Here is a 25,397-nt window from a genome sequence, read left to right on the forward strand (position 1 = left end):
GAAAATATCTAATCTCAAAAAAAATAGTGGAGAAGAGATGAAAAATTCGATTACAAAATTTTTTAGCATTGTGTTCGTTTCATTACTTTTTATCCCTTTTTTACAAGCACAGACCGGTGTAGGTAAATTAAGTGGAAAGGTAATTGATGCGGTTACTAAGGAGCCTTTAATCGGCGCAAATATAATTCTTATCGGAACTCAAACAGGTGCTGCTACTGATATCAACGGAGATTATTTTGTGTTAAATATTACTCCGGGTACCTATGATGTTAAAGCCAGTTATGTTGGTTATGCAGCTAAAACTATTGAGGGAGTAAGAGTTGTTGCAGGAATAACTTATGAATTAAATATTGAACTTTCTACTGATTTTACTTTGGATGATATTGTTGTTGTTGATAGGAAGTTCTTTGAAGAGAAATCAACAAATACTGTAAAGGTTATAGACTCAGATCAGATATCAAAGCTGCCGGTACGAGGAGTTACAAATATTGCCTCTTTGCAATCTGGTGTTGTTGTTTTGGAAGGCAGCGGCGGGCAATCTGGTAATGCTGCATTAAACGTACGAGGCGGCAGAAGCAATGAAGTACTATACATAATTGATGGTGTTCCGCAGAATAACCTTTATAGCGGCTCTTCAGCAGCACAAGTAAGTAATGTGGCTATTGAACAAATTTCTTTTCAGGTTGGCGGTTATGAAGCAAAATATGGGCAGGCACAATCTGGTATTGTGAATGTTACTACCAAGTCAGGACAATCTACATATACAGTATTAGCTGATTTGCTTACTTCATCTTTTACTGATAAATATGGATATAATTTGTATGCCGGTACCATTAGCGGACCGATTATCCCGGGAATATCTGAACATACAATATTTTTATCAGCTGAAAGAGGCTGGTATCAGAACGCAAATCCATCAGCTATTGGACTTTCATTTCCGTCTATAGGTAAAACATACGATGGATATCAGAATAATCCAGCAGGTGTGTGGAGATTATCAGGTAAGACAAATCACAGAATGGGTGATTTTTCATTAAATCTAAGCGGTTTGTATAATAGCAGAATCGCAAAGATAATAGATTACCGCAATCAAAAGAATAATTCGCAATTTAATCCTGAATTTGCAGAGCAAAATATTTCGTTAAATTCAAGATTATCACAAACAATTAGCAACACTACTTTCTGGAATTTGAATTTTGGTTATAAAGTTTATAATTACAAAAGATATCTTCCTGTATTGGAAGATAATCTTGAGATGTATGGCAATGCAGATTATTGGGAAAAGACTTTTGGTGTTTATTTAGCTGGTGATGGATTGAATCCTGCTAAACTCGGTCCTGACGGATTACCACTTCTAAATGCAGCTGGAAACAGAATTCAAATGTCGCTTGATGAAAATTCAGTTTTCAGACCTTATGGTTATTCCGGAAGCGGACTGTTTCAGAAAAGAGAAGATGGTGCATTCTTTATAGATGCTGATATTACAACACAAATTGATAATCATCTGATAGAGTTTGGCGCTGGATACTCTCAGCATACTGTAAGAGGATATGGTGTTTTTGCAGGTCAATACGCATCTCAGCCAAACACACTTACAGAAACTGAAAAATGGGAAGCATTGCAGCCTTTTGTGTATGGTTATGATGTTTCTGGAAAAAACAAAACTTCCACTGACGAGCCAAATCAGTTTTTAAGACCATATAAACCAGATATAGCTTATGCTTATTTACAAGACAGATTTGAACTTAAAGATATTGTATTGAATATTGGTTTAAGGATGGACTATTTTAATTTGAAATCTTATGTGTTAAAAAATCCTGCCTTACCATATGCTGGCGGAACTGATCCGGAAAACTTTGATGCAGGTGATTTTCAGATAAGAGATGCAGAAGTTGAATTATCTCCAAGAATTGGAATTGGATTCCCTGTTACAAGTGGAACTGTTTTCCATGCACAATATGGCAGATTTATTCAGCTTCCAATATTAAACGATGTTTACTTTGGACCTTACAGCTATAACGATTATCTAATTATGGCGCCACAGAGTGGATTTAATGGTGCTTTAAAGGCTGAAGAAACTATTCAGTATGAAGTTGGATTCAGACAATTGTTAAGCGATAACTCAGCATTAAATATTACTGCATTCTATAAGAATATTCGCGGATTAGTTAACGTACAAAATCACAAGTTCAGAAGAGTTGCTGGTGGCGAGCTTATAGATGCAATCTATCCTGAAAATTCTGATTTTGGAACTACAAAAGGATTAGCTCTTTCATTAGATGTAACTCACTTAAGTTATTTTAGTGTATCAGCGCAATATACTTTCCAGATTGCTGAGGGAACAGGTTCCTCAACATCATCAAACCAAACCGCAGTTTTCAGAAATCTTGATAATGCAGCTCCAAAGGTTATTGCACCATTAAATTTTGATCAAAGACATACAGGAATTATTAACATTGACTTTTATGTACCAAAAGGTGAATTAGGCTGGCTTGAAATGTTTAATGCTAATATGTTACTTTCATATAATAGCGGCAGACCTTACACTCCGATGGATCAATGGAATATATTAGGTGACAATACCATTTTCGCTAAAACTATCGGCTATGTTAACTCAGCCTATGGTCCTTCTTCATTTAGGATTGATTTGAAGTTAGAGAAAAGCTTTGCTATTGGAGATATTATTTTATCCCCATATCTATGGATAGAAAACCTGCTTGATGCTGATAACATTACGAATGTTTATAGATCTACTGGCAGCCCAAGTAATTCTGGTTTCTTAAATACTTCAACTGGACAGTTGGTTGCTCAAAATAATGGTGAGGGATATGTTATGGATTATAAATCCTTAGAAAATAACCCTGCTAACTATGGTATTCCAAGATTGATTAAACTAGGCTTAAAGTTGAATTTCTCGAATATCAGTTTTTAAAATTTTGTAATATTTAAAGATATGAGGTCAATTAAAATGAAAATAACCAAGAGTAAATACCCAAAATCTCTGATAATTATTTTATTATTGATACTAATCCCTGTTTCAATGGGATTTTTGGGTGATGATAAAAATGGAACTAAACCTATGCATTCTCAAACCTTATCAAAAGTTGCAGCAACAAATGATGAAGGTGGAAAAAAAGGAGATGCATACAGGCTGAATATCAATAATTTCAATTTACCTATGAACCGGAAAGGAATTCTTGCTGCAGTTAATATTGAAGATCCAAACCCGATTATTAGTGGCGCGGGTGGAAAATTTGGCGGACACGTTTTCCTTTTTTCAGGCGGCTTTATGTTAAGCGGATATGCAAATGGTACTCTTTTTGCAAATGCGGTTGCTTCTGCAAGTTTAATTGAAGATTATATACCTGGATTAGCTGGTTCAACTGGCGATAGCAGAGCTCAATTATATGTAGTTAAAACCAGTGACCCTGCATTTGGTATTGCCTGGCAGGATTGGATAGATGCAGTTGATTTAGGAGCAGATTTTTATGATGGTGATGGTGATGGTGTTTATAATCCTGTTGATAAAAACGGTAATGGTGAATGGGACCTTGACGAAGATAAACCGGATATACTTGGTGATGAAACTGTATGGTGTGTGTATTGGGATGGTGTTGCTGCAGCACAAAGACGGTTTAATAATGTTCCACCATACGGTATTGAAGTAAGACAAACTGTTTTTGCTTACGCTTCAGGCGGAGCAATAGGTAATTTGATATTCGTAAGATATCGATTTAAATATGTTGGATTAAATGATCCTAACGAGCCTGCTCAGCTTGATAGCGTGATTTTTGGAGTGTGGTCGGATGTTGATTTAGGAGAAGCTACTGATGATTTAGTGGGCTCCGATGTTGGAAGAAATGCTGGTTATACTTACAATGAAGGTCCAGATGATGAATATGGCTCTCAGCCTCCTTGTTTTCTGATAGACTTTTTTTCAGGCCCGGTTGATTTTATTCCAGGAGTTACTTTTAATGATGTTAATGGAAACGGAGTTTATGACGATGGTATTGATACAGCTTTAGATACTGCCTATAGTTATCGCGGACAAACTATTGGTGTTCATACAATTCCAGGCGCAATGAATCTGCCAATGTCTTCATTTGTTCAATACATAAACGGCGACCAATTACTTAGAGATCCGGATAATAGAGAACAGGCAAGGAACTATATGCTTGGAAAGAGAATCGATGGTTTAGATGTTGACCCTTGTACTTTTACTTATGGAAAAATGACAGGAGGAGTTGACTGTAATACCGTTGATCCTAAATTTTGGTTTTCTGGTGATCCCGTTGCTAATAATGGTACTGGTTCTGGGTGGATAAGCCTAAAGGGTACCGATTGCCGTCAAATGACAAATACAGGTCCTTTTACACTGAGGAAAAATGAAGAGAAAGAAATCGTTGTTGCTTATGTGGTTGCTCAAGGTACCGATGCTTTGAATTCAGTAACAGTAGCAAAAGCTATTGATGATGGTGCACAAACTATCTTTAACCTTAATTTCCTTGCACCTTCAGCTCCACCAGCACCCGAAGTTATTACAGAAAGCAATGAGGATTTTATTGATTTAAGTTGGTCAACTTTCGATCAGTTGAAATATAAAAGCAAATCCTCAACCTGGGATGTAAAATTTGGTGGTTTTAATATTTATGCACTACAGACATTTAATACATCAGATCAGATCAACAATCAACCTAATAGTAAATTGATTGGTAGATATCAGGTAAAAGATTTTGTAAATAATCTATATGCTAAAGACGGAGCTACCGGGGCAATTGAAATACTATATGAAGCTGCTCCATCATCAAATCTTTTGGATACAAATATTTATAAAGATCCTGAGTTAGGAAGAATCAGATTTAGAATTACTAAAGATCCTTTTACAAACGGTAATCTTATAAAAGGTAAACCATATTATTTCCTTGTTACTTCTTATGGAGTTAATTATGACTCTACAGCCTTAATAAATAAAGATGGTGGGGCTTATGGAAGTTATGGTAATTATTATTTATCAGATCAAACTTTTGTTCAGGCAGTTGAAAATCCTAAAGCTCTTAATTTGGTTAAATCTATTATTATGGGTGAAGATATTTACAGACCTCCAGTTGAGCTTCAGGAAATCAGTGGCAATAATGGACCGGCAAAAGGCAAAATGCAGCTTGATATTGTTGAGAAGCATAATCTTACCGGTGATACATATAATGTTAGTTTTTTCCAGGATAAATCAACCGAAAAGTTTTCTTCATTCTGGAAGCTAACTAATAAAACTACTAATTCAGTTCTTTTAGATTCAGCAAAATTCTATTTGTACAATAATAACGGAGTTAATTTTCAGACTACAGACGGATTTATAGTTAAGCTACAGGAAAAAGTTCCTAAACTTGGCAAATTAACTGCCTCGACTTCAACTACTTGGTATAGTTCAGATACCACAAAGACTTATTTTAATTATTTAGCAAATAATATCCTTGACGGACAGAAACTTGCAAAAATGCCCGGCTCACTATCAAATTTAAATACTAAGATTGTATCAGCATTTGATCTTAGAAATGTTGAATTAAGATTTGGTGAGCAAGGGAAAGCATACAGGTACTTAGTTGGTTTTGTTGGATCTAATCCGCCAACAAGAAGAGGCAGCTATGTTTATGCTGAAGGCGTAACAAGTAATAATCCATCTGTTCCTGCTAATCTTATTCCTCAAATTGGAAAAATTGGTCAGGGATTTGTTGATGTACCATTTACTGCATGGGTTAAAGATGATGCTTATGGTGAAAGTAAGCAACTTGCAGTAGGATTTTTGGAACGAGTTCAAAATGATGGTGGTAATCCTGATGGTATTTGGGATCCAGGTATCAATATTGAATCTAGTGCTGAATTTATTTTTATTTTTAATTCTCCATACGACCCGAATGGTAATCAGCAGGAGTATAAAGGTAATTTTCCAGCCTCAAGTGAAGTTTGGGCTGATTTGAAAGGCTATACTATTCCGACGGATGCAAATGCAACTCAAACTCAAAGAGATATTGCACTGTCACCCTACTTCAATACTTTATATGTTGTTAGTATTCAAAAGAAAGATAGCGTTTCAAATTATTCAGCCGGAGATAAGTTTACAATTCCAGTAACAACTTATCCATATTCATCACTTGATGAATTTGAATTTACAACTGCTGTTGATGGGGCATTGACTGAAGATCAGGAAAGATCACTTTTTGACAAGGTTAATGTTTTCCCAAATCCAATGTATGGTTATAATCCTTATACAGCTTACAATGGTTTAGCAGCTGATGATCCATTTGTAACTTTTACAAATTTACCAAATGAGGAAGTAACAATTAAAATTTATTCCTTGTCTGGTCAATTATTAAATACTCTGGTCAAAGACCCTGCATCTACCTCTCCATTTTTATCCTGGAACTTACAGAATGAAGCTGGATTGAGAGTTGCATCAGGTTTATATCTGGCAATTGTTTCTTCACCTAAATACGGCGATAAAGTACTGAAGTTCTCGATTATTATGCCGCAAAAACAATTACCAAGATTTTAAGCATTCGTTTTTAGAAATGTAATCAATGAATGCATTTATTTAACATATTGGAGTTTTAAAATGAAAAATAATTTAATTCTATTATTTATCGTTCTCTTCAGTATATCATTATACTCAGGAGACAAGTCAAGAAAGGGTACCAACGGTGCAGACCAGTTACTTGTACCAGTAGGTGCCCGTAGTATAGCAACCAGCGGGGCATTTGTTGCTAATGTAGTGGGATTGGAAGCTATATATTATAATCCTGCCGGATTAGATATTAACCAGAGAACAGAGGCAATGTTTAGTTTTATGAATTATGTTGCAGATATCAATTTATCATATTTTGCTATTGGTACACAACTTGGAGATTTGGGCTCAATCGCAGTAAGCTTTAAGTCTTTTGATTTTGGAGATATTCCTGTTACTACCAATGAATTTCCTGATGGTACAGGCTACACATATTCTCCAAGCTTTATGACTATAGGTTTAACTTATTCTAAAGTTTTAACCGACAGAGTTTCAATCGGAACAAACTTAAAGCTGATTAGCGAAAGTATTGGTAATACAAATGCAAATGGTTTTGCTATCGATGCCGGTGTTCAATATAAATTTACTGATCAGCTCTCAATCGGAGCAGCTATTCATAATATTGGTCCAAATATGGTCTATGGCGGTCAGGATTTACGAGTTCAAACAGGTGTTCCAAATTCTGTTATTGGCGCTCCCAATGGTACCTATGAAGTAGTTGCTGAAGAATTCCAGATACCTAGTTATTTTCAGTTGAGTTTGGCTTATAGAGAATCCTTTGACGAACAGAATATGTTGAATTTTGCCAGTTCTTTTACTGCAAATAACTCATTAGAAGATGCCTTCAATTTTGGGTTAGAGTACGGTTACATGAACACTTTTTTCCTTAGAGGCGGCTACCAGTTACTTACTGAAAATACTAAAAAATCAATATACGGATTTACAGCTGGTGCTGGTATAAATTATGACTTTTCCGATATTGGTGTTTCATTTGACTATGCTTACAGGGATGTAAAGGAGTTCCCAACTTCTAATCATATTTTCACTGTAAAATTGTCTTTTCAATAACAGAAACATAGTGTAAATTTAAAGCGTCTATTAGTAACAATAGACGCTTTTTTATTTAATATAGAAAAAAACTGAATGAAGAAAATTTTTATCGCTTTTGCACTTTTAACATCTTTAAGTTTATCTCAGTCTAACTTTGATTTTGAATTTGATTATGCTCAATTCGGATATGACTCAAGCTCTAATTTTTTAGAGCTTTATTATTCGTTTAATCAGGCATCATTAAATATCAGCAGTGAAAACTCTCACACAAATCTTCAGGGGCTATTAAAAATTTTTATTAAGAATACTGAGACAGAAGATACATTGGTCTTTAATCAATGGAAGGTTCAACATGAAATTGACACCAGTCTTGAATCAAACCAGATGCTTGTTGGTACATTAGGTTTTATTGTTCCTAAAGGTAATTACCAATGTCAGATAACAGGAAGTGATTTAACTGATATTTCAAAATCAAGAGTTATTTCTGAAGAGATCAAGATTATTCCTTTTCTACATAAAGATTTAAGTATCAGTGATATACAACTTGCTTCTAAAATGATTCAGGGGAGTGAGAATAAAACATCAATATTTTATAAAAATTCTTATGAAGTTATCCCTATTCCAAATTTAGTCTTTGGCAAATTACAACCTGTATTATTCTTTTATATTGAGATTTATAACCTCCAGTCTGAGTTATTAAAAAGTCCGCAAATTAAAATGAACCAGATGTTGTATAACAGCCGCGGAAAACTTGTTAAAGAAAAGCATAAATATTTTTTAAGAAATTCTGACAGCCGGGTAGAAGTCGGATCACAGATTTTAACAACATATCCCACTGATGCTTATACTTTAGTTATCTCATTGATAGACAGTGCGGCAAATATCGGAGTATCAACAGCTAAAAAGTTTTTTGTGTATAATCCTGATATTACGGTTGAAGACTCATTTGAAATTTCAACTACTTCTGTTTTGAGTTCAGCATTTGGTTCTATGTCTGAAGAGGAACTTGATGATCTGTTTGATAAGTCCAGATATATCGCAAGTAAAAATGATCTGGAAAAATATGTTAAGTTAAGTAATATTGACGGTAAAAGAGAATTTATGTATGAATTTTGGAAAGCAAAAGATGATAACTCATCTCTGCCGCAAAATGAATATTTTAGACAGTATTTACAGCGTGTTGCCCTTAGTAACGAAAGGTTTACTTCTATGGGTAAACCTGGATGGAAAACCGACAGAGGAAGAATTTATTTGCTTTATGGTGAACCGACAGAAATTGAAAGATATCCGAATCAGTTAGAATCAAGACCTTACGAAATTTGGCATTATACTGAAATAGAAGGCGGTATATATTTTATCTTCGGTGACCTGACAGGTTTTTCTGATTATACATTGATTAACTCTACTAAACGTGGAGAGTTAAGAGATGATAACTGGTTAAGGCGGATTACAATCAGATAAAATAATTTAATTATTCTCCGGCTTTTGCTATTGGGTTTTATTAGATATTCTCACCAACATATCTTTTCATTTATTATTTTTAAGCTAGTAAGAAAATAGAATAATGAAAAATAGGATTGAGTACATATTATTTTTGGCTTTAAGTTATCTGTGCTGCATAATTGGATTAAAGAGATCGCATAAAACTGCAAAGATAATGGCTTACCTGTTTTTCTATCTAATCCCGATCAGAAAAGATGTAGTAATTGATAATCTTACCAAAGCTTTCCCTGAAAAATCGGAAAAAGAAATCAGAAAAATAGCTTTTGGTACTTTTCATAGTTTTTTTATTACACTTGTTGAGATTTTATATTTACCCTGGACAACAGAAAAACTATTGAATGATATAGTTGAGTTTTACAATCTGGATGTTTTTGAAAAGAAATATCTTGAAAATAATGGATTGATAGTTCTTTCAGCACATTTTGGTAATTGGGAATATTGTGCATTAGCAGGAGGATTAAAAACACATAGAAAATTCTCTGTTATTGTAAAGCCCCAGCGAAATCAGCTAGTTAATGACTGGATGAATAAAGTAAGGACTAAATGGAATAATGAAGTTGTTACACTTGGAGTTTCTATAAGAAATGTATATGCAGTGCTGATGAAGAAAGAGATTGTTGCAATGGTAGCTGATCAAAGAGGTCCTGAAGAAAGTATTAAACTTGATTTTTTTGGAAGAAAGACTTCTGTTTATACCGGACCTGCAGTTCTTTCATTAAAAATGAATACACCTTTAATTATCGGGATTGCTGTAAGACAGCCTGATTTCCGATATAAAATAGCTCTTGAAGAAATTAGCAGAGATAATTTGCCAGAAAACTACGAAGAAAAAATTATTGAACTTTCTAGACGAATGTTAGAATATCTTGAGAACTACATAAGAAGATATCCTGAACAATGGTTTTGGATGCACAGGCGTTGGAAACATTAAATGACAGAAAAACAGAAAATATTATTTATTCAAACAGCATTCCCCGGTGATGCAATTCTAACACTGCCGGCATTGCAGATACTTAAACAATCTAATCCCGATTGTTTGATTGATGTGTTGTGCATCCCAAATACAAAAGAAATATTTGAATCCTCTGAATCAGTTGACAATGTAATTGTATTGGATAAAAAAGGGAAACATAAGTCAATTTTTAAAACATTAAAATTCTCAGATGAATTGTCTAAAAACAATTATTGTAGAGTTTACTCGGCACATAGATCTTTTAGGACAGCTTTGATTGTGTTGAACTTACGGGTTAAGGATTCATTTGGATTCGATAATTCCTCCTTGATGCATGTTTATAAAAACCTTGTGCCGTATCATTTAAGTAAACATGAAGTTCAAAGAAATCTTGATCTTATAGGTTATAAGTATGATAATGTAAACTGGAAAATAAAACCAATAGTTAAAACCACTGCAGAGAAAAAGGAAAAAGTAAGAGAATTTATTTTAAGTAACGAACTTAGTAGTGGATTTATTGCCGTTGCGCCGGCAAGTATCTGGAATACAAAAATGTATCCTGCTGAATCATATATTAAGATAATTAATTATTTGATTGACAAAGAAAACAAAGTCGTGCTTATCGGGAGTAAAGATGAGCATGAATACCTTCAAACGATTTCTGATAAATGCAGTAAAAATGTTGTAAACGCCGCTGGAAAATTTTCTATTGTTGAGAGCATTGAGTTAATTAAAAGTGCAAAACTTCTAATCAGTAATGACAGCGCTCCAACACATATGGGTATGGCGGCAGGGATAAAAACTTTAACAATTTATTGCTCTACAATCCCTGGATTTGGGTTTTATCCGTATTCAGAAAATTCTGATTATCTTAGTTATGACGATTTAAAATGTAAACCCTGTGGCATACACGGTTATAAAAAATGCCCGATTAAAACATTTGATTGTGGAAAAAAGCTAAAACCAGATTTGATTATTAAGAAAATTGAGGAGATGTTGATTGGAAGACATTAAGGTGCCGGAGTTAATTAAAATTGATGAAAATTTGGACTCAGCCGTATTATATGCGAGTGAACTTTATTTAAGCGGATCAATATTTATATACCCAACTGATACTATATATGGTTTTGGCGGAAATCCCTTTAATGAAGAAACAATTGCAAGAATCAGTAAGGTTAAAGGTAAAAAAAATTGGCGCAGGTACATCTTTTTAATATCCGATATTGAGATACTGAAAAATTATGCTGAAATAAGTTCCGAACGTTATCTTGATTTTCTATTATCAATTTGGCCAAACCCTGTTTCTGTTATATTGAAGTTTAACCGCAAATATCAGGAAATTTTTAAATCTGAAACCGGTGCTTTTAGAATTCCTAATAACAGATTCTGTAGCAAACTGCTTTCGGAATTGAAGATGCCGCTAATATCTACCAGTGTAAACAGAACCGGTGCAGAACCTATGATTGATCCGACAATGATTATTCAGGAGTTTGCAAATGAAGTGGACGCGATATTTTATTCTGATAATAAATCATTTTTTGAAGCCTCAACATTAATTGATCTTACGACTGATGACCCCAAATTGGTTAGAGAAGGTAGAATAAAATTTGTAGATTTAATTAAAAGATTAAGTTAATTGCTTATGGAATTATGAAATCTCTGAAAAAAATAAAAAAATTTTCATTACTTATTGTTCCCGAAGAAACTTCTAACGCACCTAAATCATTCAAGATTAGTTCTTCAAAACTTATCGCAGCAGTTATTATTTATACATTTGTTGTATTCTTGCTTGGATTTTATGTTATCAGCTACACGCCATTAAACGAAATACTTCTGCCTTATTCGTTAAGACTAACAGATTCTGATAAAAAGAAAGTTGATATATTAAATAATAAAGTCATTTTGCTGGCAAAAGAAATAGAAGCACTTAAATCAGTAAACAGCAGATTAAAATTTGCAATAATGCTTGGTGATTCTTCTTTATTTAAAGATGAAATCAAACATAAAGATTCTGTAAAAACAATACCTAAACAGGGTGATTTATTTGCAGTTGTTTCAAAGATAATTTCTGATTTATTCTACAGGCAGGAAAAAGATATTTATTTTATAAGACCAGTAACAGGAATTGTTTCAAACAAATTTAATCCTGAAGCAGGTCATTACGGATTTGACTTCGCTCTAAAGGAAAATACTCCTGTTTATGCTTCATCAGGCGGTTATATTGTTTTTGCTGATTATTCACCAATGTATGGTTATACAATAATTATAAATCATCCTGAAGATTATGTTACAAAGTATATGCATTGTGCTTTGCTCGTAAAAAAAGAAGGAGAGATTGTTAAACAAGGAGAATTAATCGCTTTGAGCGGAAACTCAGGTACTCAGTCTTCAGGACCGCATCTGCATTTCGAAATTTGGAAGGATGGTAAAGCAATTAATCCGGAAAGGGTTTTAATTAATTTTTAGGAGTGATATTTGAAAACTAAATCAATCGGGAGTTCTATGGAAGAAGTAACAATTATTAGCAGTGGAGTTGTTATCGATGGTAAAGTTACCAGTAATGGAAATGTGAGGGTGGATGGATCTGTTAAAGGTGACATCACTGCTCAAGGTAACCTGACTGTGGGTGAACACGGGACAATTCAAGGGCAATTAACCGGAGAAACTGTATCAATTGGTGGTAAAGTTGAAGGTACAGTAAATGCCAAAGAAAAATTAGTTCTTGAAACTAAAGCAGTGCTTAAAGGGGATTTAATTACTAAAATACTTGTTGTTGAGGCTGGAGCTGTTTTTGAAGGCAGAAGTTCTATGAGTTCTAACTCAACTTTCAAACCCGTTAATAAAGGAGATTAGAAATGCAAAAACCGGATGAAAATTCCGGCTTTGCAAAATCCATTAGGGAAGCTGGACCTTATCTGGGTCTTGGATTACAACTTGCCATAACAGTTGTAGCTATGGTTCTTTTTGGCAGTTGGCTGGATGGTAAATTTGATAAAGGATATCTTTTTACATTACTCGGTGGAATACTTGGAATATCCATTGGCATCTACAACCTGATCAAAACAGTAAATGATTTAGAAAAAAGGCGTAATGATGCTAAAAAAAAATAGAATTCTGGTTTTATTGCTAAGTTTACCAATTATTTCATTTGTATTGATTGTAATTCTTTATTTCTTAAATCATTTAAATGACCAACTGTTTTTGAGCATTTTATGGGGTTTTTCAATCTCTACTCTTAATTTATTGTTAGGGCTGTTAAATATTAGAATTGGATTACATAAAAGCGATAAAACTTTTTTAATTGTCGTTTTTGGCGGTTTGGTTTTTAGGTTATTTCTTATGTTAGGACTAATCATAATAGCACTAAAAATCTTGTTTGTTAGCCTCAATTCTTTTATCTTTACAACCTTTATTTACTATTTCTACTATCTGATGGTAGAAATTTTTGTATTAACACTTAATAAGAATTTTATAATCAAAACCAGGAAATGATAGATTCGACAACTGCAGTAATATCAGTTGACAGCGTAAAAACTGTTCACTCAGAATCAGGTAGTGATTGGATTTTACATCACGTTATGGATGGAAATTATCTGGATTTCTCTCCAATGGGTAAAATCTATCTGCCTCATTTGCAATTGTTTGGATTGGATATTTCTATTACCCGGCATGTTCTTTTTATGTGGTTAGGCGCAATTCTATTATTTATTGTTATGACGAGAATTGCTAAAGCTTATAAAGCCTCTGTAATTCCAAAAGGATTTACCAACTTTTGGGAGGTATTTATTCTTTTTGTTAGAGATGAAATTGCAAGACCAACAATCGGAAAAGGTTTCGAAAAATTCCTGCCTTATTTATTAACTGTTTTCTTTTTTATACTATTTGGAAATTTCTTAGGGCTGATTCCATTCTCTGCTACATTTACAAGTAATATATCTGTAACTGCTACAATGGCAATTTTTACATTTCTTGTGTTTATATTTGGTGGAGTAAGAAGTAACGGGTTATTTGGTTATTTCAAGGGATTGATTCCGCACGGAGTTCCGATTTTCCTTTTGCCCATTATGGCAGTTGTTGAGTTGTTAGGATTATTTACAAAACCATTTGCATTAGCTATTCGTCTTTTTGCTAATATGACAGCTGGGCATATTGTTATTTACGCTTTAATAAGTTTAATATTTGTAATGCAAAGTATCGGCTGGGCTGGGCTGGCAGTTCCATTAGCTTTATTTATTTACATGCTTGAAATTTTAGTTGCCTTAATACAGGCTTATATATTTACAATGCTATCTTCCTTATTTATAGGGATGGCAGTTCATCAGGATCATTAAACATAAACTATAAACAAAAAATATAATTAAGGAGAATATAAATGGACTTTGCATATTTGGCTGCCGGATTTGGTGCCGCTATTACAATTCTTGGTGGTGCATTTGGTATTGGTAAACTTGCTGCTGCAGCTATGGATGCAAGCGGAAGACAGCCGGAAGCTGCTGGTGCAATTAGAACATCTATGATCATTGCTGCGGCATTGATTGAAGGTATTTCTTTATTCGCATTAGTTATCTGCTTTATCTTAGCTGGTAAATAATAATTAAATGGAGTGATATTTCACTCCAGTTATTTTAACCAAATAATAAATATAAATATGATTGCAAATATATTATTTGCTGTTATTGCCTTGATTGTATCTGAAGGTGAAAGTGCTGAAGGTGGACTGCTTTCTGTTAATGGCGGATTAGCATTTTGGACTGTAGTTACTTTTCTACTTCTTGTTTTACTGCTTTCCAAATTTGCCTGGAAGCCTATTCTTTCTGCATTAAAACAAAGAGAAGATGCTATCAAAGATTCATTAGAGCAAGCAGATAAAGCTAAAGAAGAAGCAAAGAAAATTCTTGCTGAAAATCAGAATAATCTGGCAAAAGCAGAGGAAGAATCAAAAAAGATTATCGAACAGAGCAGACAATTTGCCGAGAATCTGAAAGAACAGATGTTGAAGGAAAGTAAAGAACAGGCTCAAAAACTTATCGCTGATGCTGCTGAAGAGATTGAAAGAAAGAAAAATGCTGCATTTGATGAATTGAAAAATCAAATTGCAGATATTTCGATTAAAGCTGCTGAAAAGCTCTTGAAAGAGAACCTTGATGCAGAAAAAAATAAAAAATTGGTTGATAAATACATCAGCGATATATCTAAGAACTAAGTATGGCTTCATCTAAAGTTGCAATAAGATATTCCAAGTCCTTCATTGATACTTCAATCGAAAAAAATATTCTCGATAAAGTTGCTAAGGATTTTGAGTTTGTTGCCAGTACATTCGAGAGCAGTGCTGATTTATTAAGAGCAATTAAAAGTCCTGTTATAAAAAGTGAAACAAAGAAGAATATCCTTACTGAAGTTTTTAGTAACAGGATTAGTAAAGATTCATTAGATTTTATTTCTTTTGTAATTACTAAGGGCAGAGAAGAGATATTAGTTGATATTCTGAAAGCTTTTGAATCATTAAAAGATAAGCATGTTGGGGTTGTAAAAGTTGATGTTACAACTGCCTTTGATTTATCAGATGATCAAAAGCAACAGCTACAGCAAAAGTTTGGATCCTATTTAAAGGTAAAAGCAATATTAACATATAAGGTTGATAAGAATTTAATCGGTGGATTTGTTGCCAGAGTTGGTGATACAGTTTATAATGCATCAATTGTTCATCAACTGGGATTGCTAAAAAAAGAATTTTTACAAGGTAGTACTACATTAAATTAAACTAAGGAATTTTATAAAGGAAATTGCAAATGGCAGAAGTTAGACCTGATGAAGTATCTGCAATATTAAGAAAACAACTTTCAGGATTCGAAAGTGAAGTTGATATTTATGATGTTGGAACCGTTTTACAGGTTGGTGATGGCATTGCCCGTGTCTATGGGCTTTCACAAGTTATGGCTAGTGAATTAGTTGAATTCCCAAATGATGTTTTCGGAATGGTATTAAACCTTGAAGAAGACAGCGTTGGCTGCGTATTATTTGGTGATACAACTCTTGTTAAAGAAGGTGATACAGTAAAAAGAACAAAAAGAGTTGCTTCCATGCCTGTCGGTGATGCAATGCTTGGACGGGTTATTACTCCACTTGGAATTCCGATTGATGGTAAAGGAACAATTAACACTTCAAAGTTTTTACCGATTGAAAGAAAAGCACTCGGTGTTATTCAAAGGCAGCCTGTTAAGGAACCATTACAAACGGGTATTGCTGCGGTTGATTCTATGATCCCTATTGGAAGAGGACAAAGAGAATTAATCATCGGTGATAGACAAACAGGTAAAACTGCAGTTGCTATTGATGCAATTATTAATCAGAAATATACTCATACCCAAGAAGCAAAATCACTTGGCATTGAACCAGTTTATTGTGTATATGTAGCGGTCGGACAAAAGGAATCAACAGTGGCACAAGTTGTTGCTAAGCTGGAAGAAAATGGTGCAATGGCTTACACAACAGTTATTTCTGCAGCCGCTTCAGAACCAGCTCCTTTACAGTTTATTGCACCTTATTCAGGCGCAACTTTAGGCGAGTATTTCAGAGATAATGGTAAACACTCACTTTGCATTTATGATGATCTTTCAAAACAAGCGCAAGCATACAGAGAACTTTCTTTATTGTTGAGAAGACCGCCCGGACGTGAAGCATATCCCGGCGATGTTTTCTATCTTCACTCAAGACTGCTTGAAAGAGCTTCAAAGTTAAGTAATGAAGAAGGCGGCGGAAGCTTAACTGCATTGCCGATTATTGAAACTCAGCAAGGTGACGTATCAGCATATATTCCTACAAATGTAATTTCTATTACTGATGGTCAGATTTATTTGGAATCTAATTTATTTAATGCTGGTATCAGACCCGCAATAAATGTTGGTATTTCTGTTTCGCGTGTTGGCGGTAATGCACAAATAAAAGCAATGAAAAAAGTTGCCGGAAGTTTGAAATTAGACCTCGCACAGTACAGGGAGTTGGAAGCATTTGCAAAATTTGGTTCTGATCTTGATAAAGCCACACAAAAAACATTAGCTAAAGGTGCAAGATTAGTTGAATTGTTAAAACAAGGACAATACTCTCCTGTACCGGTTGAGAAGCAGGTGGTTGCACTTTATTTTGGTACAAAAGGATTTATGGACGATATACCTGTTAAAGATGTTAAACGGTTTGAAAAAGAAGTTCTGGAATTTATTGATGTAAAGTATAAATCAATTTTTGAATCTATAAAAAAGGATAAAGATATCAGTAAAGATACTGATGAGTTATTACAGAAAGCAGGGAAAGAATTTCTTTCTGTATTCAAATAGAAGCATCAAAGATAAATGGCTACTTTAAGAGATATAAAGCTTAGAATAATAGGTGTTAAAAGCACTCAGAAGATTACTAAAGCAATGAAGATGGTTGCTGCTGCAAAATTACGCCGTGCAACAGAATCTATATTAAATGCACGACCCTATTCTAAGAAAATATCAACACTGCTCTCGCATTTGGTTACTGAGGAAGACAGAAGTTTAAATCCTTTATTTTTTCAAAGAGAAGTTAAAAATGTTGCTATTGTAGTTGTTACTGCCGATCGTGGACTTTGTGGAGCTTTTAATACCAATATCATTAAAGAAGCCATCAGATATATTGAAGAAGAAGTTAACAACTCTAACAAAAATTATTCACTTTATTGTCTTGGCAAAAAAGGTTCTGATTATTTCAGTAAAAGGAATTATAATATTGGTCATACATTCCCGGGTATATTCTCACAGCTTAATTACGCTGTTGCACAAAATTTAGTCAACGAGCTGATTGCTAAGTATTCAGATGGTACAATAGATAAAGTAATTTTGATTTTTAATGAGTTTAAATCAATAATTCAACAAAAAATAGTTGTTGAACAGTTTCTGCCAATTGAAGCCCCAGAGAAAGAAAAATCGGATAAATATGAAACTGAAAACTATATCTTGGAACCAGACCAAAAGTCAATATTCAATTATTTGATGCCCAAACATCTTAAAGCTCAGATGTGGAGAGTGTTGTTGGAATCAAACGCTTCTGAATTTGCGGCAAGAATGACAGCAATGGATAACGCAACAACCAATGCTAAAGAATTAATCAGAACTTTAAGTCTTACTTATAATAGTAAACGTCAAGCTGCTATTACCACAGAAATTCTTGAGATTGTATCCGGTGCCAATGCACTGAAAGAAAGTTAATTTACCTTATACTTTGAATCGTTGAAGTTATGTTTGAAGAATTGTCTATAAAATTAGAATCGGCATTAAAAAAAGTTACCGGACAAGGTAAGCTAACCGAAGCTAATATTTCTGATACTTTGCGTGACATCAGAAGAATTCTTCTTGATGCGGATGTTAATTTTAAAGTAGCAAAAGAATTTATTGAAAATGTAAAAGTAAAAGCTCTGGGTAAAGAAGTTCTTGCTTCTATTTCTCCTGGGCAGCTTATTACTAAAATTATTTATGACGAGCTAACTGAATTACTTGGTGGTGGAAACAAAGAGTTACAATTAAATCCGGCTGGAATTACTACCTTGATGGTGGTGGGTCTTCAAGGTTCCGGTAAAACTACTTTTTGCGGAAAGCTTGCTAAAAGATTAAATGAACATAAAAGAAAAGTTCTGTTGGTTGCTGCCGATATCTACAGACCAGCAGCAATAGAACAATTAAAGCTTTTGGGTAAGCAGATAGATGTTGAAGTATTTTCACTTGAAGAAAAAGACGCAAAGAAAGTTGCCGTTGATTCGGTTAAGTTTGCAAAAGAGAAAAATATAAACACTGTTATCATTGATACTGCCGGCAGATTACACATTGATGAACAAATGATGCAGGAAGTATCAGATATAAAAAATCTCGTCAACCCAACTGAAACTTTGTTTGTCGTTGATTCAATGGCAGGACAAGATGCTGTTAATTCAGCTAAAGCTTTCAATGAAACTGTAAATTTTGATGGGATTGTCCTTACAAAACTTGATGGAGATTCGCGGGGCGGTGCTGCTCTGTCAATTAGGTCGGTAGTTGGTAAACCTATTAAGTTTATAAGTAACGGCGAAAAATTAGATAATCTGGAGGCATTTTTTCCGGAAAGATTAGCATCCCGGATATTGGGAAAAGGGGATGTGGTCTCTTTGGTAGAAAAAGCTCAGGCATCGTTTGAGGAATTTGAAGCAGAGAAACTTGAAGAAAAACTTCGTAAAAATAAATTTGATTTTGATGATTTTCTTAAGCAAATTAAAGTCATCAAGAAAATGGGTTCTTTATCTTCTTTAATCGGAATGATTCCCGGAGTCGGATCAAAGATAAAAAATTCTCAAATAGATGATAAAGCTTTGGTTAAAGTTGAAGCGATTATAAACTCGATGACAAAAGAAGAAAGAACCACTCCAAAGGTTTTAAATGGCAATAGGCGCAAAAGAATTGCCAGGGGAAGCGGAACATCAATTCAGGATGTTAACCGGTTAATAAAGCAGTTTAGTGAAATGCAGAGAATGATGAGTACTTTAAGTAAAAAGGGTATCCCCAGTTCGATGCGTAATTTTAAATTTAATTGATAACAGATATATAATATCCGGAGGTTACTAATTTGGCTGTTAAGTTAAGATTAAGAAGAATGGGAAAGAAAAAACAACCCATTTATAAAATTGTTGTTGCAGATGCACGATCACCCAGAGACGGAAAGTTTCTTGAAGCTGTTGGGATTTATAATCCGCTTACAAATCCCCACACAATAAATGTCAAGGAAGATAGAGTAAACTATTGGTTAAATGTTGGGGCTCAACCTACAGATACAGTTAAAAGTCTGCTCAGTCAAAAGGGAATAATTCTGAAAAGAGATATTACCCGAAGAAAATTGTCTGAAGAAAAAGCTCAGGCTGAAATTGAAAACTGGCAGAAACTTAAAGAAGCATCAGCGCAAAAGAAAACTGTTAAGAAAAAGAAAAAGGCAGAAAATCAGGAAGCTAAAACTGAAGAGCAGCCTGCAAGCTGATTATTATTATAGACTGAATAAAAGTACAGCAGAAGTTATGGGTGTTGCTTCTGAGTTAGAAATCAATATTATTTATTGAGGCTGTACATAATAACTTATTCACCCAGGTTCATTATAGGAGGCTTCTATTATGAAAGAGTTCGTTGAGTATATTGCAAAACAGCTTGTTGATAGCCCTGATGGTGTTATCGTGGAAGAGAAACTGGCTGAAGAAAAGAAAATTGTCCTTTCTCTTAAAGTCAATGCAGATGATATCGGTAAGGTAATCGGCAAACAAGGTAAAACTGCACAAGCTATGAGAACCCTTTTAACTGCGGTTGCCGCTAAGGAAGGCAAAAGAGCAATATTAGAGATTGAAGATTAATCATTCAGCTTAGAATTGAATGAATTTATTTTAATTGCTGAAATTAGTTCTGCCGGTAAAGATGGCTATGTAAAAGTCCATTCAAAAGCCGGGTTTGACAAATTGTTTGATAAAGTTTCAGAGGTGTATTTAGATTTCTGGAATCAGAAAAAGATTTTTGAAATTGAAGATGTTTCTGCTGGTAAAATATCACTTTATATTAAGTTTAAAAGCTTTGAAGATCAAAGAGATATTTCACTTTTAATTGGCAGAGGTATTTATCTGCAGGCTGATAAACTTAAAGAACTGAATAATGAAACCGGGCTTCTGCCGGATATTATTGGTTATAAAGTTTATCAGAAAGGGTTTTTATCGGGAAGTGTAATTGATGTTTTTCAAGCACCTGCAAACGATGTTATTGTGCTAAGAGATAAAAACGGAAAAGAAATTCTTTTACCGTATGTTCTTTCAGTTTTTGAAAAAATAGATATAGAAAATAAAATTTTAATCCTGAATTCTGATTATGGAGCTGGTATTGATGAGGATTGATATTATTTCGGCAGTGCCTGAACTATTACAGAGTCCGTTAAATACAAGTATCATTAAAAGAGCTCAGGATAAAAAAAAGGTTGATCTTTTTATCCATAATCTGCGTGATTATGCTTTTAATAAGCATAAGCAGATTGATGATAAGCCTTTTGGCGGTGGTGCAGGTATGGTCTTGAAGCCTGAGCCATTTTTTGAATGTATTGATAAGTTGAAATCAGAAATAAAGTATGATCATATAATTTTTACTACTCCTAAAGGTAAATTATTTGATCAGAAATATGCAAACAGATTATCACTATCAAAAAATTTACTGATAATTGCCGGGCACTATAAAGAAATTGATGATAGAGTGCGCGAGTATTTTGCAACTGATGAAATATCAATTGGTAATTATGTGCTTACCGGCGGAGAGCTTCCGGCACTTATAATTACTGATGCAATAATTAGATTGATACCAGGTGTTCTTAATGATAGTGAAGCAGCATTGGACGATTCATTTCAGGATGGTGAAATAATTGAAGCACCATACTATACCCGACCAGCTGATTATCGCGGAATGAAGGTTCCTGAAGTTTTGTTATCAGGCAACGAAAAAGAAATTAAAAAATGGAAAGAAGAACAATCTAAAATCTTAACAGAAAAGTGGAGAAATTATAATAAACGGAGAACGATATGATAGATATAAATAAAATATTACCGGAACAATTAAAGACTGATATACCGGAGTTTAATCCGGGCGATCATATTCGCGTTCAGGTTAGAGTTATCGAAGGAGATAAGGAAAGGTTTCAATCTTTTGAAGGCGATGTTATAAGTATTCGCGGTTCAGGATTAAGTAAAACTTTTACTGTCAGAAAAATGTCAGGTGGTATTGGTGTCGAAAGAATATTCCCCTTTAACTCACCCAAAATTGCCAAAGTAGAAGTGCTTAAACAGGGCGATGTTAGAAGAGCAAAACTTTACTACTTAAGAAATCTCTCAGGTAAGGCTGCAAGAATTAAAAGTAAAAAAGTGTAATTGTAATATTTATCAGCCGCTTTTTAAAGGCGGCTTTTTTATTTATGAAAACCAGTTTATTGCTGCCTTCAAATGTTTATGCCCGTTTGTTTATTTCTGCATTAGAGCTAGATAAAAATTATAATATTAAATTTTATCCTGCTGCATTAATTACACGTAATATATTAACTGATAATTCATCTTTGGGATTGATTCCTTCTCTTGACCTTATAACACATAAAGACCTGTTTATCTCATCGCAGATTGGGATCTCATTTAATGCTTTACTTTCAAATGCTTATATCCATTTTAAGAAAGGACAGCACACAATTCAGAATATTTACCTGGCAGGTGATATTACTTCCAATGAAATTATACTTTCAAAAATTCTCTTTAAAGAACTTTATAATGTTGATATAATACCCGAGATACTGAACGAAAATCAATTTAATGATAATCATATTTTAATTGCCGGAGATGAAAATTTTGAAAAAGAGTTGTTTATTACCGGACTTAGCTTTGCTGAGGAAATGATCGAATTACTTGAAGCCCCGTATGTCAATTTTTTAATTGCATCATCTAATGAGAATTTGATTAAAGAGTTTAATAATAAATTTGTTGATAAATTAAAAACATTTAAATCTAATAACCCTGATCTACTGGATAAGTTTAATGATATTGCAAAAGAATTTATCAGAGTAAATCTTCACCATATTGTCTTTGATTTTGAACAGCAGGATATTGAAGGAATCAAATTGTTAATACAGCTACCATATCTCCACGGCATAGTGAAAGATATGGTAGATATAAAATTTATCTGAATTATTTTAAAAGGATCATTTTTCTTGTTTGTGTAAACGCACCCGCCTTTAACTGATAATAATATACTCCACTTGGTAATGTAGAATTTGTTGTGTAAAGTATAGAGTGATTACCGGCTTCGTAATATCCATCAATTATCGTTTCAATTTCTTTTCCTAATACATTAAAAAGTTTTATTGACAGCCAACCTGCTGCTGCTGTCTGCCAGTTTATAGTTGTATTCGGATTAAATGGATTAGGATAGTTTTGACTTAAAGAATAATTGTATAAAACCGGATCATCAGACATGCTTGTTGCTGAATTCCATCCAGCAAGCCTTGACCAGAGCCACCAGGCTGCATAAGCTTTTAAATTTCCGTTTAGTGGTTTGCTATGAGCTGCTGAACAATTATACCAGTGAACATTTAGAGTATGAGAGTTCTGCCAGTCTGTTGCCCAGTTTTTATCAAGACTTCCGTTTCCATCACTGTCATAATCGCAATTATCATTTGCATTTTTATTTAAATAATAATTTCCATCGGGGTCATAAGATTCAATGTCTGCAAAATCATAAAGAATTTTATTGTTGTTAATACAATAATTTCTTATTTGTTCGTTCCTTTGATTAAGATTTCCGTTAACACCGCTTCCATCAAGATGCCCGGTCATATAAACAAACTTAACATTTGGATAATCTGTTTCTAAGCCATTCATAAGATTAAGATAAGTATTGATATCAGCCTGAGTTGCACTACTTACTTGTCCGCACCAGCTCCATATAACAACATTCACATCACTGTTGGATGGATTATTTAAATAATCTCTGGTTGCCGAAGCCCAGGCTGTTCTGTTTGGGTTACCAAGATCAGAAGCACCGCTGAAAGCATAATCATCAATATCTAATGCTCCGTTTGAACCGCCTTCATTAAAAGCATATTGATTTCCTTTCCAATTCTTTAGTCCTTCCATTCCTGTGATTAACTGACTTCCGTGAGATGTATGTCCATAAGCAATATGAAGTTTTGCTTTTGCAGAGTCAATCCAGTTAGTTGGAATGATTGAAAGCTTTGCAGAGTTGTGATTTGCAATTATTGCATTTTGTGAAAATGTATAACTGACAAAAATAATTGATAGTACTATTGTGTATAAATATTTTTTCATTTTTACCTCAAAAGAATTTTTAATAATTAAGACAAATCATATACCAGCAGTGATTTTTTTTATTTAAAGTATTTAAGTTCAAAATTGTTTATGAATCTGTTAAAAATAGGTATTAAAAGATTGCGGGTTATCAAGTATAAAGGTTGGTTAAGTATTATTTTCAAAACTTGAGAAATAATTGTTTAGTCAATATTGGCGGGTAATAAATACTAATGAATAGTAAATAAAAAAGGCGACTTGAAGTCGCCTATTATTAAATTAGATTTCAACCTGACTAACACTTATCAGATCCGGATTTTCATTCATTTTTTTAAGCATACTATCAGTTGCGGCATCCTTTAATTTCATAGTGCAGCTGGCAGCAATTGCACCATCAAAGATCACGTTTTCAATTTCTTCAACATTAATATTTCCAGCTTTCAGAAGTTCAAGCACACCTGCTAAAACACCCGGTTTATCAAAATGCTTAACGACAAGCTGATATTTTGCCGGTGATTTTTTAATTCTGTTAACCCAGTTTCTGATTACTCCTGAATTAATAAAATCGTTTATAATTCTAACAGTTTCATCTGCAACTGCATCCTGTGCTTGTTCTGTAGAAGCTCCGATATGATGAGTTAGATATACCTTTTTCAGTCCCTGTAGCGGAGTAGTAAAGTCTCCATCTTTTCCTTCGGGTTCGTTATTAAATACATCAAGACCAAGAAAGATTTTTTCTTCTTTTGCAGCTTCAATTAAAGCATCTTCATCAACTACACCAGCTCTTGAAGTATTTATAAAGTAAGCACCTTTTTTCAATTTACTGATCAGGTTCTTGTTTATTAATTTTTTAGTATCCGCAGTTTGTGCAAGATGAACCGATACTATATCAGCTCTTGAGAAAAGATCTTCAAGTGATTGACATTTTTCAACTCCTAACAGCTCAGCTTTCTCATTTGTCAGAGAACGGGACCAGGCAATTATATTAATCCCAAAAGATTTTACCCGATTAATTACTTCGATACCTATCTGACCAGTGCCAACAACACCAAGTGTTTTTCCAAACAGACCATCTGCTTTTGAATATTCGGCTTTATTCCATTTCCCATTACGGAAGTCGCTAACATTATCGGCAATTCTTCTATCAATTGCGATCATTAATCCCACTGCAAGCTCTGCTACTGCAATTGAATTCATCCCGGGACAGTTGGCAACATAAACACCTTTTTTATTTGCTGCAGCAATATTGATGTTATTTACTCCGGAACCTGCACGGATTATCAGATTTAATTTATTGGAGTTGTTAATAGCCTCCTCATTAACTACTGTTGAGCGAACGATGATGATATCAACATCCTTACCAGCCTCCGGAATATCTTTTTCGCCAAGTTTTGGATTGTAGATTACTTCCAAATCAAGGTCTTTCATTTGCTGAATGTATTTTTCAGGAAATTTATCTGCTACCAGTACTTTAAGTTTCATTATAGTTTCTC

24 protein-coding genes and 1 pseudogene are annotated in these 25,397 nt (G+C 33.9%); 23 read left to right on the plus strand and 2 right to left on the minus strand.

Features of this window, described 5'->3' with window-relative positions:
- Positions 1–37: 37 nt before the first annotated feature.
- The 23 genes and pseudogenes from ROY99_07905 to ROY99_08015 all read left to right on the plus strand — a co-directional run bounded on the left by ROY99_07905 (position 38) and on the right by ROY99_08015 (position 22,784).
- Entirely contained in the window at positions 38–2,932 is a 2,895-nt protein-coding gene (locus ROY99_07905; GenBank protein ID MDT3696305.1) for a carboxypeptidase-like regulatory domain-containing protein, read from the plus strand.
- 36 nt (positions 2,933–2,968) lie between these two features.
- Entirely contained in the window at positions 2,969–6,547 is a 3,579-nt protein-coding gene (locus tag ROY99_07910; GenBank protein MDT3696306.1) for a hypothetical protein, read from the plus strand.
- Positions 6,548–6,607: 60 nt separating this feature from the next.
- Positions 6,608–7,624, plus strand: a complete 1,017-nt coding sequence (locus ROY99_07915; protein ID MDT3696307.1) for a PorV/PorQ family protein — start codon at positions 6,608–6,610, stop codon at positions 7,622–7,624.
- 75 nt (positions 7,625–7,699) lie between these two features.
- A complete protein-coding gene (locus ROY99_07920; protein MDT3696308.1) occupies positions 7,700–9,067 on the plus strand; it encodes a GWxTD domain-containing protein in 1,368 nt (455 codons plus the stop codon).
- Positions 9,068–9,170: 103 nt separating this feature from the next.
- Positions 9,171–10,040, plus strand: coding sequence for a lysophospholipid acyltransferase family protein (locus ROY99_07925; GenBank protein ID MDT3696309.1), 870 nt, complete (start codon positions 9,171–9,173; stop codon positions 10,038–10,040).
- Positions 10,041–11,075, plus strand: coding sequence for a glycosyltransferase family 9 protein (locus ROY99_07930; protein MDT3696310.1), 1,035 nt, complete (start codon positions 10,041–10,043; stop codon positions 11,073–11,075).
- The gene (locus ROY99_07935) at positions 11,062–11,697 is read left to right on the plus strand and encodes an L-threonylcarbamoyladenylate synthase (GenBank protein MDT3696311.1); all 636 of its coding nucleotides are present in this window, start codon (positions 11,062–11,064) and stop codon (positions 11,695–11,697) included. The genes ROY99_07930 and ROY99_07935 overlap by 14 nt, the downstream gene beginning before the upstream one ends.
- A 14-nt stretch (positions 11,698–11,711) precedes the next feature.
- Positions 11,712–12,527, plus strand: coding sequence for a M23 family metallopeptidase (locus ROY99_07940; protein ID MDT3696312.1), 816 nt, complete (start codon positions 11,712–11,714; stop codon positions 12,525–12,527).
- Positions 12,528–12,536: 9 nt separating this feature from the next.
- Positions 12,537–12,914 carry a polymer-forming cytoskeletal protein gene (locus tag ROY99_07945; protein MDT3696313.1) on the plus strand — a complete coding sequence of 126 codons (378 nt, stop codon included), beginning with the start codon at positions 12,537–12,539 and terminating at the stop codon, positions 12,912–12,914.
- 2 nt (positions 12,915–12,916) lie between these two features.
- Positions 12,917–13,171 carry an AtpZ/AtpI family protein gene (locus tag ROY99_07950; GenBank protein ID MDT3696314.1) on the plus strand — a complete coding sequence of 85 codons (255 nt, stop codon included), beginning with the start codon at positions 12,917–12,919 and terminating at the stop codon, positions 13,169–13,171.
- Between the two features lie 378 nt (positions 13,172–13,549).
- Positions 13,550–14,392, plus strand: a complete 843-nt coding sequence (atpB, locus tag ROY99_07955; GenBank protein ID MDT3696315.1) for a F0F1 ATP synthase subunit A — start codon at positions 13,550–13,552, stop codon at positions 14,390–14,392.
- 41 nt (positions 14,393–14,433) lie between these two features.
- A complete protein-coding gene (locus ROY99_07960; GenBank protein ID MDT3696316.1) occupies positions 14,434–14,652 on the plus strand; it encodes an ATP synthase F0 subunit C in 219 nt (72 codons plus the stop codon).
- Between the two features lie 57 nt (positions 14,653–14,709).
- The gene (atpF, locus tag ROY99_07965; GenBank protein MDT3696317.1) at positions 14,710–15,264 is read left to right on the plus strand and encodes a F0F1 ATP synthase subunit B; all 555 of its coding nucleotides are present in this window, start codon (positions 14,710–14,712) and stop codon (positions 15,262–15,264) included.
- Positions 15,265–15,266: 2 nt separating this feature from the next.
- Positions 15,267–15,821 carry an ATP synthase F1 subunit delta gene (gene atpH, locus ROY99_07970; protein MDT3696318.1) on the plus strand — a complete coding sequence of 185 codons (555 nt, stop codon included), beginning with the start codon at positions 15,267–15,269 and terminating at the stop codon, positions 15,819–15,821.
- A 29-nt stretch (positions 15,822–15,850) separates the two neighbouring features.
- Complete coding sequence (gene atpA / locus ROY99_07975) at positions 15,851–17,392, plus strand: F0F1 ATP synthase subunit alpha (GenBank protein ID MDT3696319.1); 1,542 nt, start codon at positions 15,851–15,853, stop codon at positions 17,390–17,392.
- A gap of 15 nt (positions 17,393–17,407) precedes the next feature.
- Positions 17,408–18,286 carry an ATP synthase F1 subunit gamma gene (gene atpG, locus ROY99_07980; GenBank protein ID MDT3696320.1) on the plus strand — a complete coding sequence of 293 codons (879 nt, stop codon included), beginning with the start codon at positions 17,408–17,410 and terminating at the stop codon, positions 18,284–18,286.
- A gap of 29 nt (positions 18,287–18,315) precedes the next feature.
- Complete coding sequence (gene ffh / locus ROY99_07985; GenBank protein MDT3696321.1) at positions 18,316–19,638, plus strand: signal recognition particle protein; 1,323 nt, start codon at positions 18,316–18,318, stop codon at positions 19,636–19,638.
- Between the two features lie 32 nt (positions 19,639–19,670).
- Positions 19,671–19,916 (plus strand): annotated as a pseudogene (rpsP, locus tag ROY99_07990) (30S ribosomal protein S16).
- Between the two features lie 289 nt (positions 19,917–20,205).
- Complete coding sequence (locus tag ROY99_07995; protein ID MDT3696322.1) at positions 20,206–20,439, plus strand: KH domain-containing protein; 234 nt, start codon at positions 20,206–20,208, stop codon at positions 20,437–20,439.
- 15 nt (positions 20,440–20,454) lie between these two features.
- Positions 20,455–20,967 (plus strand): ribosome maturation factor RimM, encoded by a 513-nt coding sequence (rimM, locus tag ROY99_08000; GenBank protein ID MDT3696323.1) that lies wholly within the window; start codon positions 20,455–20,457, stop codon positions 20,965–20,967.
- Positions 20,957–21,643: a tRNA (guanosine(37)-N1)-methyltransferase TrmD gene (trmD, locus tag ROY99_08005; GenBank protein ID MDT3696324.1), complete on the plus strand. Its 687-nt coding sequence runs from the start codon at positions 20,957–20,959 to the stop codon at positions 21,641–21,643. The genes rimM and trmD overlap by 11 nt, the downstream gene beginning before the upstream one ends.
- Positions 21,640–21,984 (plus strand): 50S ribosomal protein L19, encoded by a 345-nt coding sequence (gene rplS, locus ROY99_08010; GenBank protein ID MDT3696325.1) that lies wholly within the window; start codon positions 21,640–21,642, stop codon positions 21,982–21,984. The genes trmD and rplS overlap by 4 nt, the downstream gene beginning before the upstream one ends.
- A gap of 44 nt (positions 21,985–22,028) precedes the next feature.
- Positions 22,029–22,784 carry a hypothetical protein gene (locus ROY99_08015; GenBank protein MDT3696326.1) on the plus strand — a complete coding sequence of 252 codons (756 nt, stop codon included), beginning with the start codon at positions 22,029–22,031 and terminating at the stop codon, positions 22,782–22,784.
- A gap of 1 nt (position 22,785) precedes the next feature.
- Here the strand turns inward: ROY99_08015 and ROY99_08020 are convergent, their stop codons facing one another.
- Both ROY99_08020 and ROY99_08025 read right to left on the minus strand, forming a co-directional pair.
- Complete coding sequence (locus ROY99_08020; protein MDT3696327.1) at positions 22,786–23,925, minus strand: T9SS type A sorting domain-containing protein; 1,140 nt, start codon at positions 23,923–23,925, stop codon at positions 22,786–22,788.
- A 258-nt stretch (positions 23,926–24,183) separates the two neighbouring features.
- Positions 24,184–25,386, minus strand: a complete 1,203-nt coding sequence (locus tag ROY99_08025) for a 3-phosphoglycerate dehydrogenase (protein ID MDT3696328.1) — start codon at positions 25,384–25,386, stop codon at positions 24,184–24,186.
- Positions 25,387–25,397 lie beyond the last annotated feature (11 nt).

The sequence above is a fragment of the Ignavibacterium sp. genome (assembly GCA_032027145.1).
In the GTDB taxonomy this organism is placed as follows: Bacteria; Bacteroidota; Ignavibacteria; order Ignavibacteriales; family Ignavibacteriaceae; genus IGN3.

What these genes read in the sequence shown, in the direction of transcription:
- ROY99_07940 (MDT3696312.1), top strand. Translation starts at nt 11,712, where the DNA reads ATGAAATCTCTGAAAAAAATAAAAAAATTTTCATTACTTATTGTTCCC.
- ROY99_07950 (MDT3696314.1), top strand. Translation starts at nt 12,917, where the DNA reads ATGCAAAAACCGGATGAAAATTCCGGCTTTGCAAAATCCATTAGGGAA.
- atpH (MDT3696318.1), top strand. Translation starts at nt 15,267, where the DNA reads ATGGCTTCATCTAAAGTTGCAATAAGATATTCCAAGTCCTTCATTGAT.
- atpG (MDT3696320.1), top strand. Translation starts at nt 17,408, where the DNA reads ATGGCTACTTTAAGAGATATAAAGCTTAGAATAATAGGTGTTAAAAGC.
- ROY99_07925 (MDT3696309.1), top strand. Translation starts at nt 9,171, where the DNA reads ATGAAAAATAGGATTGAGTACATATTATTTTTGGCTTTAAGTTATCTG.
- trmD (MDT3696324.1), top strand. Translation starts at nt 20,957, where the DNA reads ATGAGGATTGATATTATTTCGGCAGTGCCTGAACTATTACAGAGTCCG.
- atpB (MDT3696315.1), top strand. Translation starts at nt 13,550, where the DNA reads ATGATAGATTCGACAACTGCAGTAATATCAGTTGACAGCGTAAAAACT.
- ROY99_07910 (MDT3696306.1), top strand. Translation starts at nt 2,969, where the DNA reads ATGAAAATAACCAAGAGTAAATACCCAAAATCTCTGATAATTATTTTA.
- rplS (MDT3696325.1), top strand. Translation starts at nt 21,640, where the DNA reads ATGATAGATATAAATAAAATATTACCGGAACAATTAAAGACTGATATA.
- ROY99_07930 (MDT3696310.1), top strand. Translation starts at nt 10,041, where the DNA reads ATGACAGAAAAACAGAAAATATTATTTATTCAAACAGCATTCCCCGGT.
- atpA (MDT3696319.1), top strand. Translation starts at nt 15,851, where the DNA reads ATGGCAGAAGTTAGACCTGATGAAGTATCTGCAATATTAAGAAAACAA.
- ffh (MDT3696321.1), top strand. Translation starts at nt 18,316, where the DNA reads ATGTTTGAAGAATTGTCTATAAAATTAGAATCGGCATTAAAAAAAGTT.
- ROY99_07920 (MDT3696308.1), top strand. Translation starts at nt 7,700, where the DNA reads ATGAAGAAAATTTTTATCGCTTTTGCACTTTTAACATCTTTAAGTTTA.
- ROY99_08020 (MDT3696327.1), bottom strand. Translation starts at nt 23,925, where the DNA reads ATGAAAAAATATTTATACACAATAGTACTATCAATTATTTTTGTCAGT.
- ROY99_07915 (MDT3696307.1), top strand. Translation starts at nt 6,608, where the DNA reads ATGAAAAATAATTTAATTCTATTATTTATCGTTCTCTTCAGTATATCA.
- ROY99_08025 (MDT3696328.1), bottom strand. Translation starts at nt 25,386, where the DNA reads ATGAAACTTAAAGTACTGGTAGCAGATAAATTTCCTGAAAAATACATT.
- ROY99_07905 (MDT3696305.1), top strand. Translation starts at nt 38, where the DNA reads ATGAAAAATTCGATTACAAAATTTTTTAGCATTGTGTTCGTTTCATTA.
- ROY99_07960 (MDT3696316.1), top strand. Translation starts at nt 14,434, where the DNA reads ATGGACTTTGCATATTTGGCTGCCGGATTTGGTGCCGCTATTACAATT.
- ROY99_07995 (MDT3696322.1), top strand. Translation starts at nt 20,206, where the DNA reads ATGAAAGAGTTCGTTGAGTATATTGCAAAACAGCTTGTTGATAGCCCT.
- atpF (MDT3696317.1), top strand. Translation starts at nt 14,710, where the DNA reads ATGATTGCAAATATATTATTTGCTGTTATTGCCTTGATTGTATCTGAA.
- ROY99_08015 (MDT3696326.1), top strand. Translation starts at nt 22,029, where the DNA reads ATGAAAACCAGTTTATTGCTGCCTTCAAATGTTTATGCCCGTTTGTTT.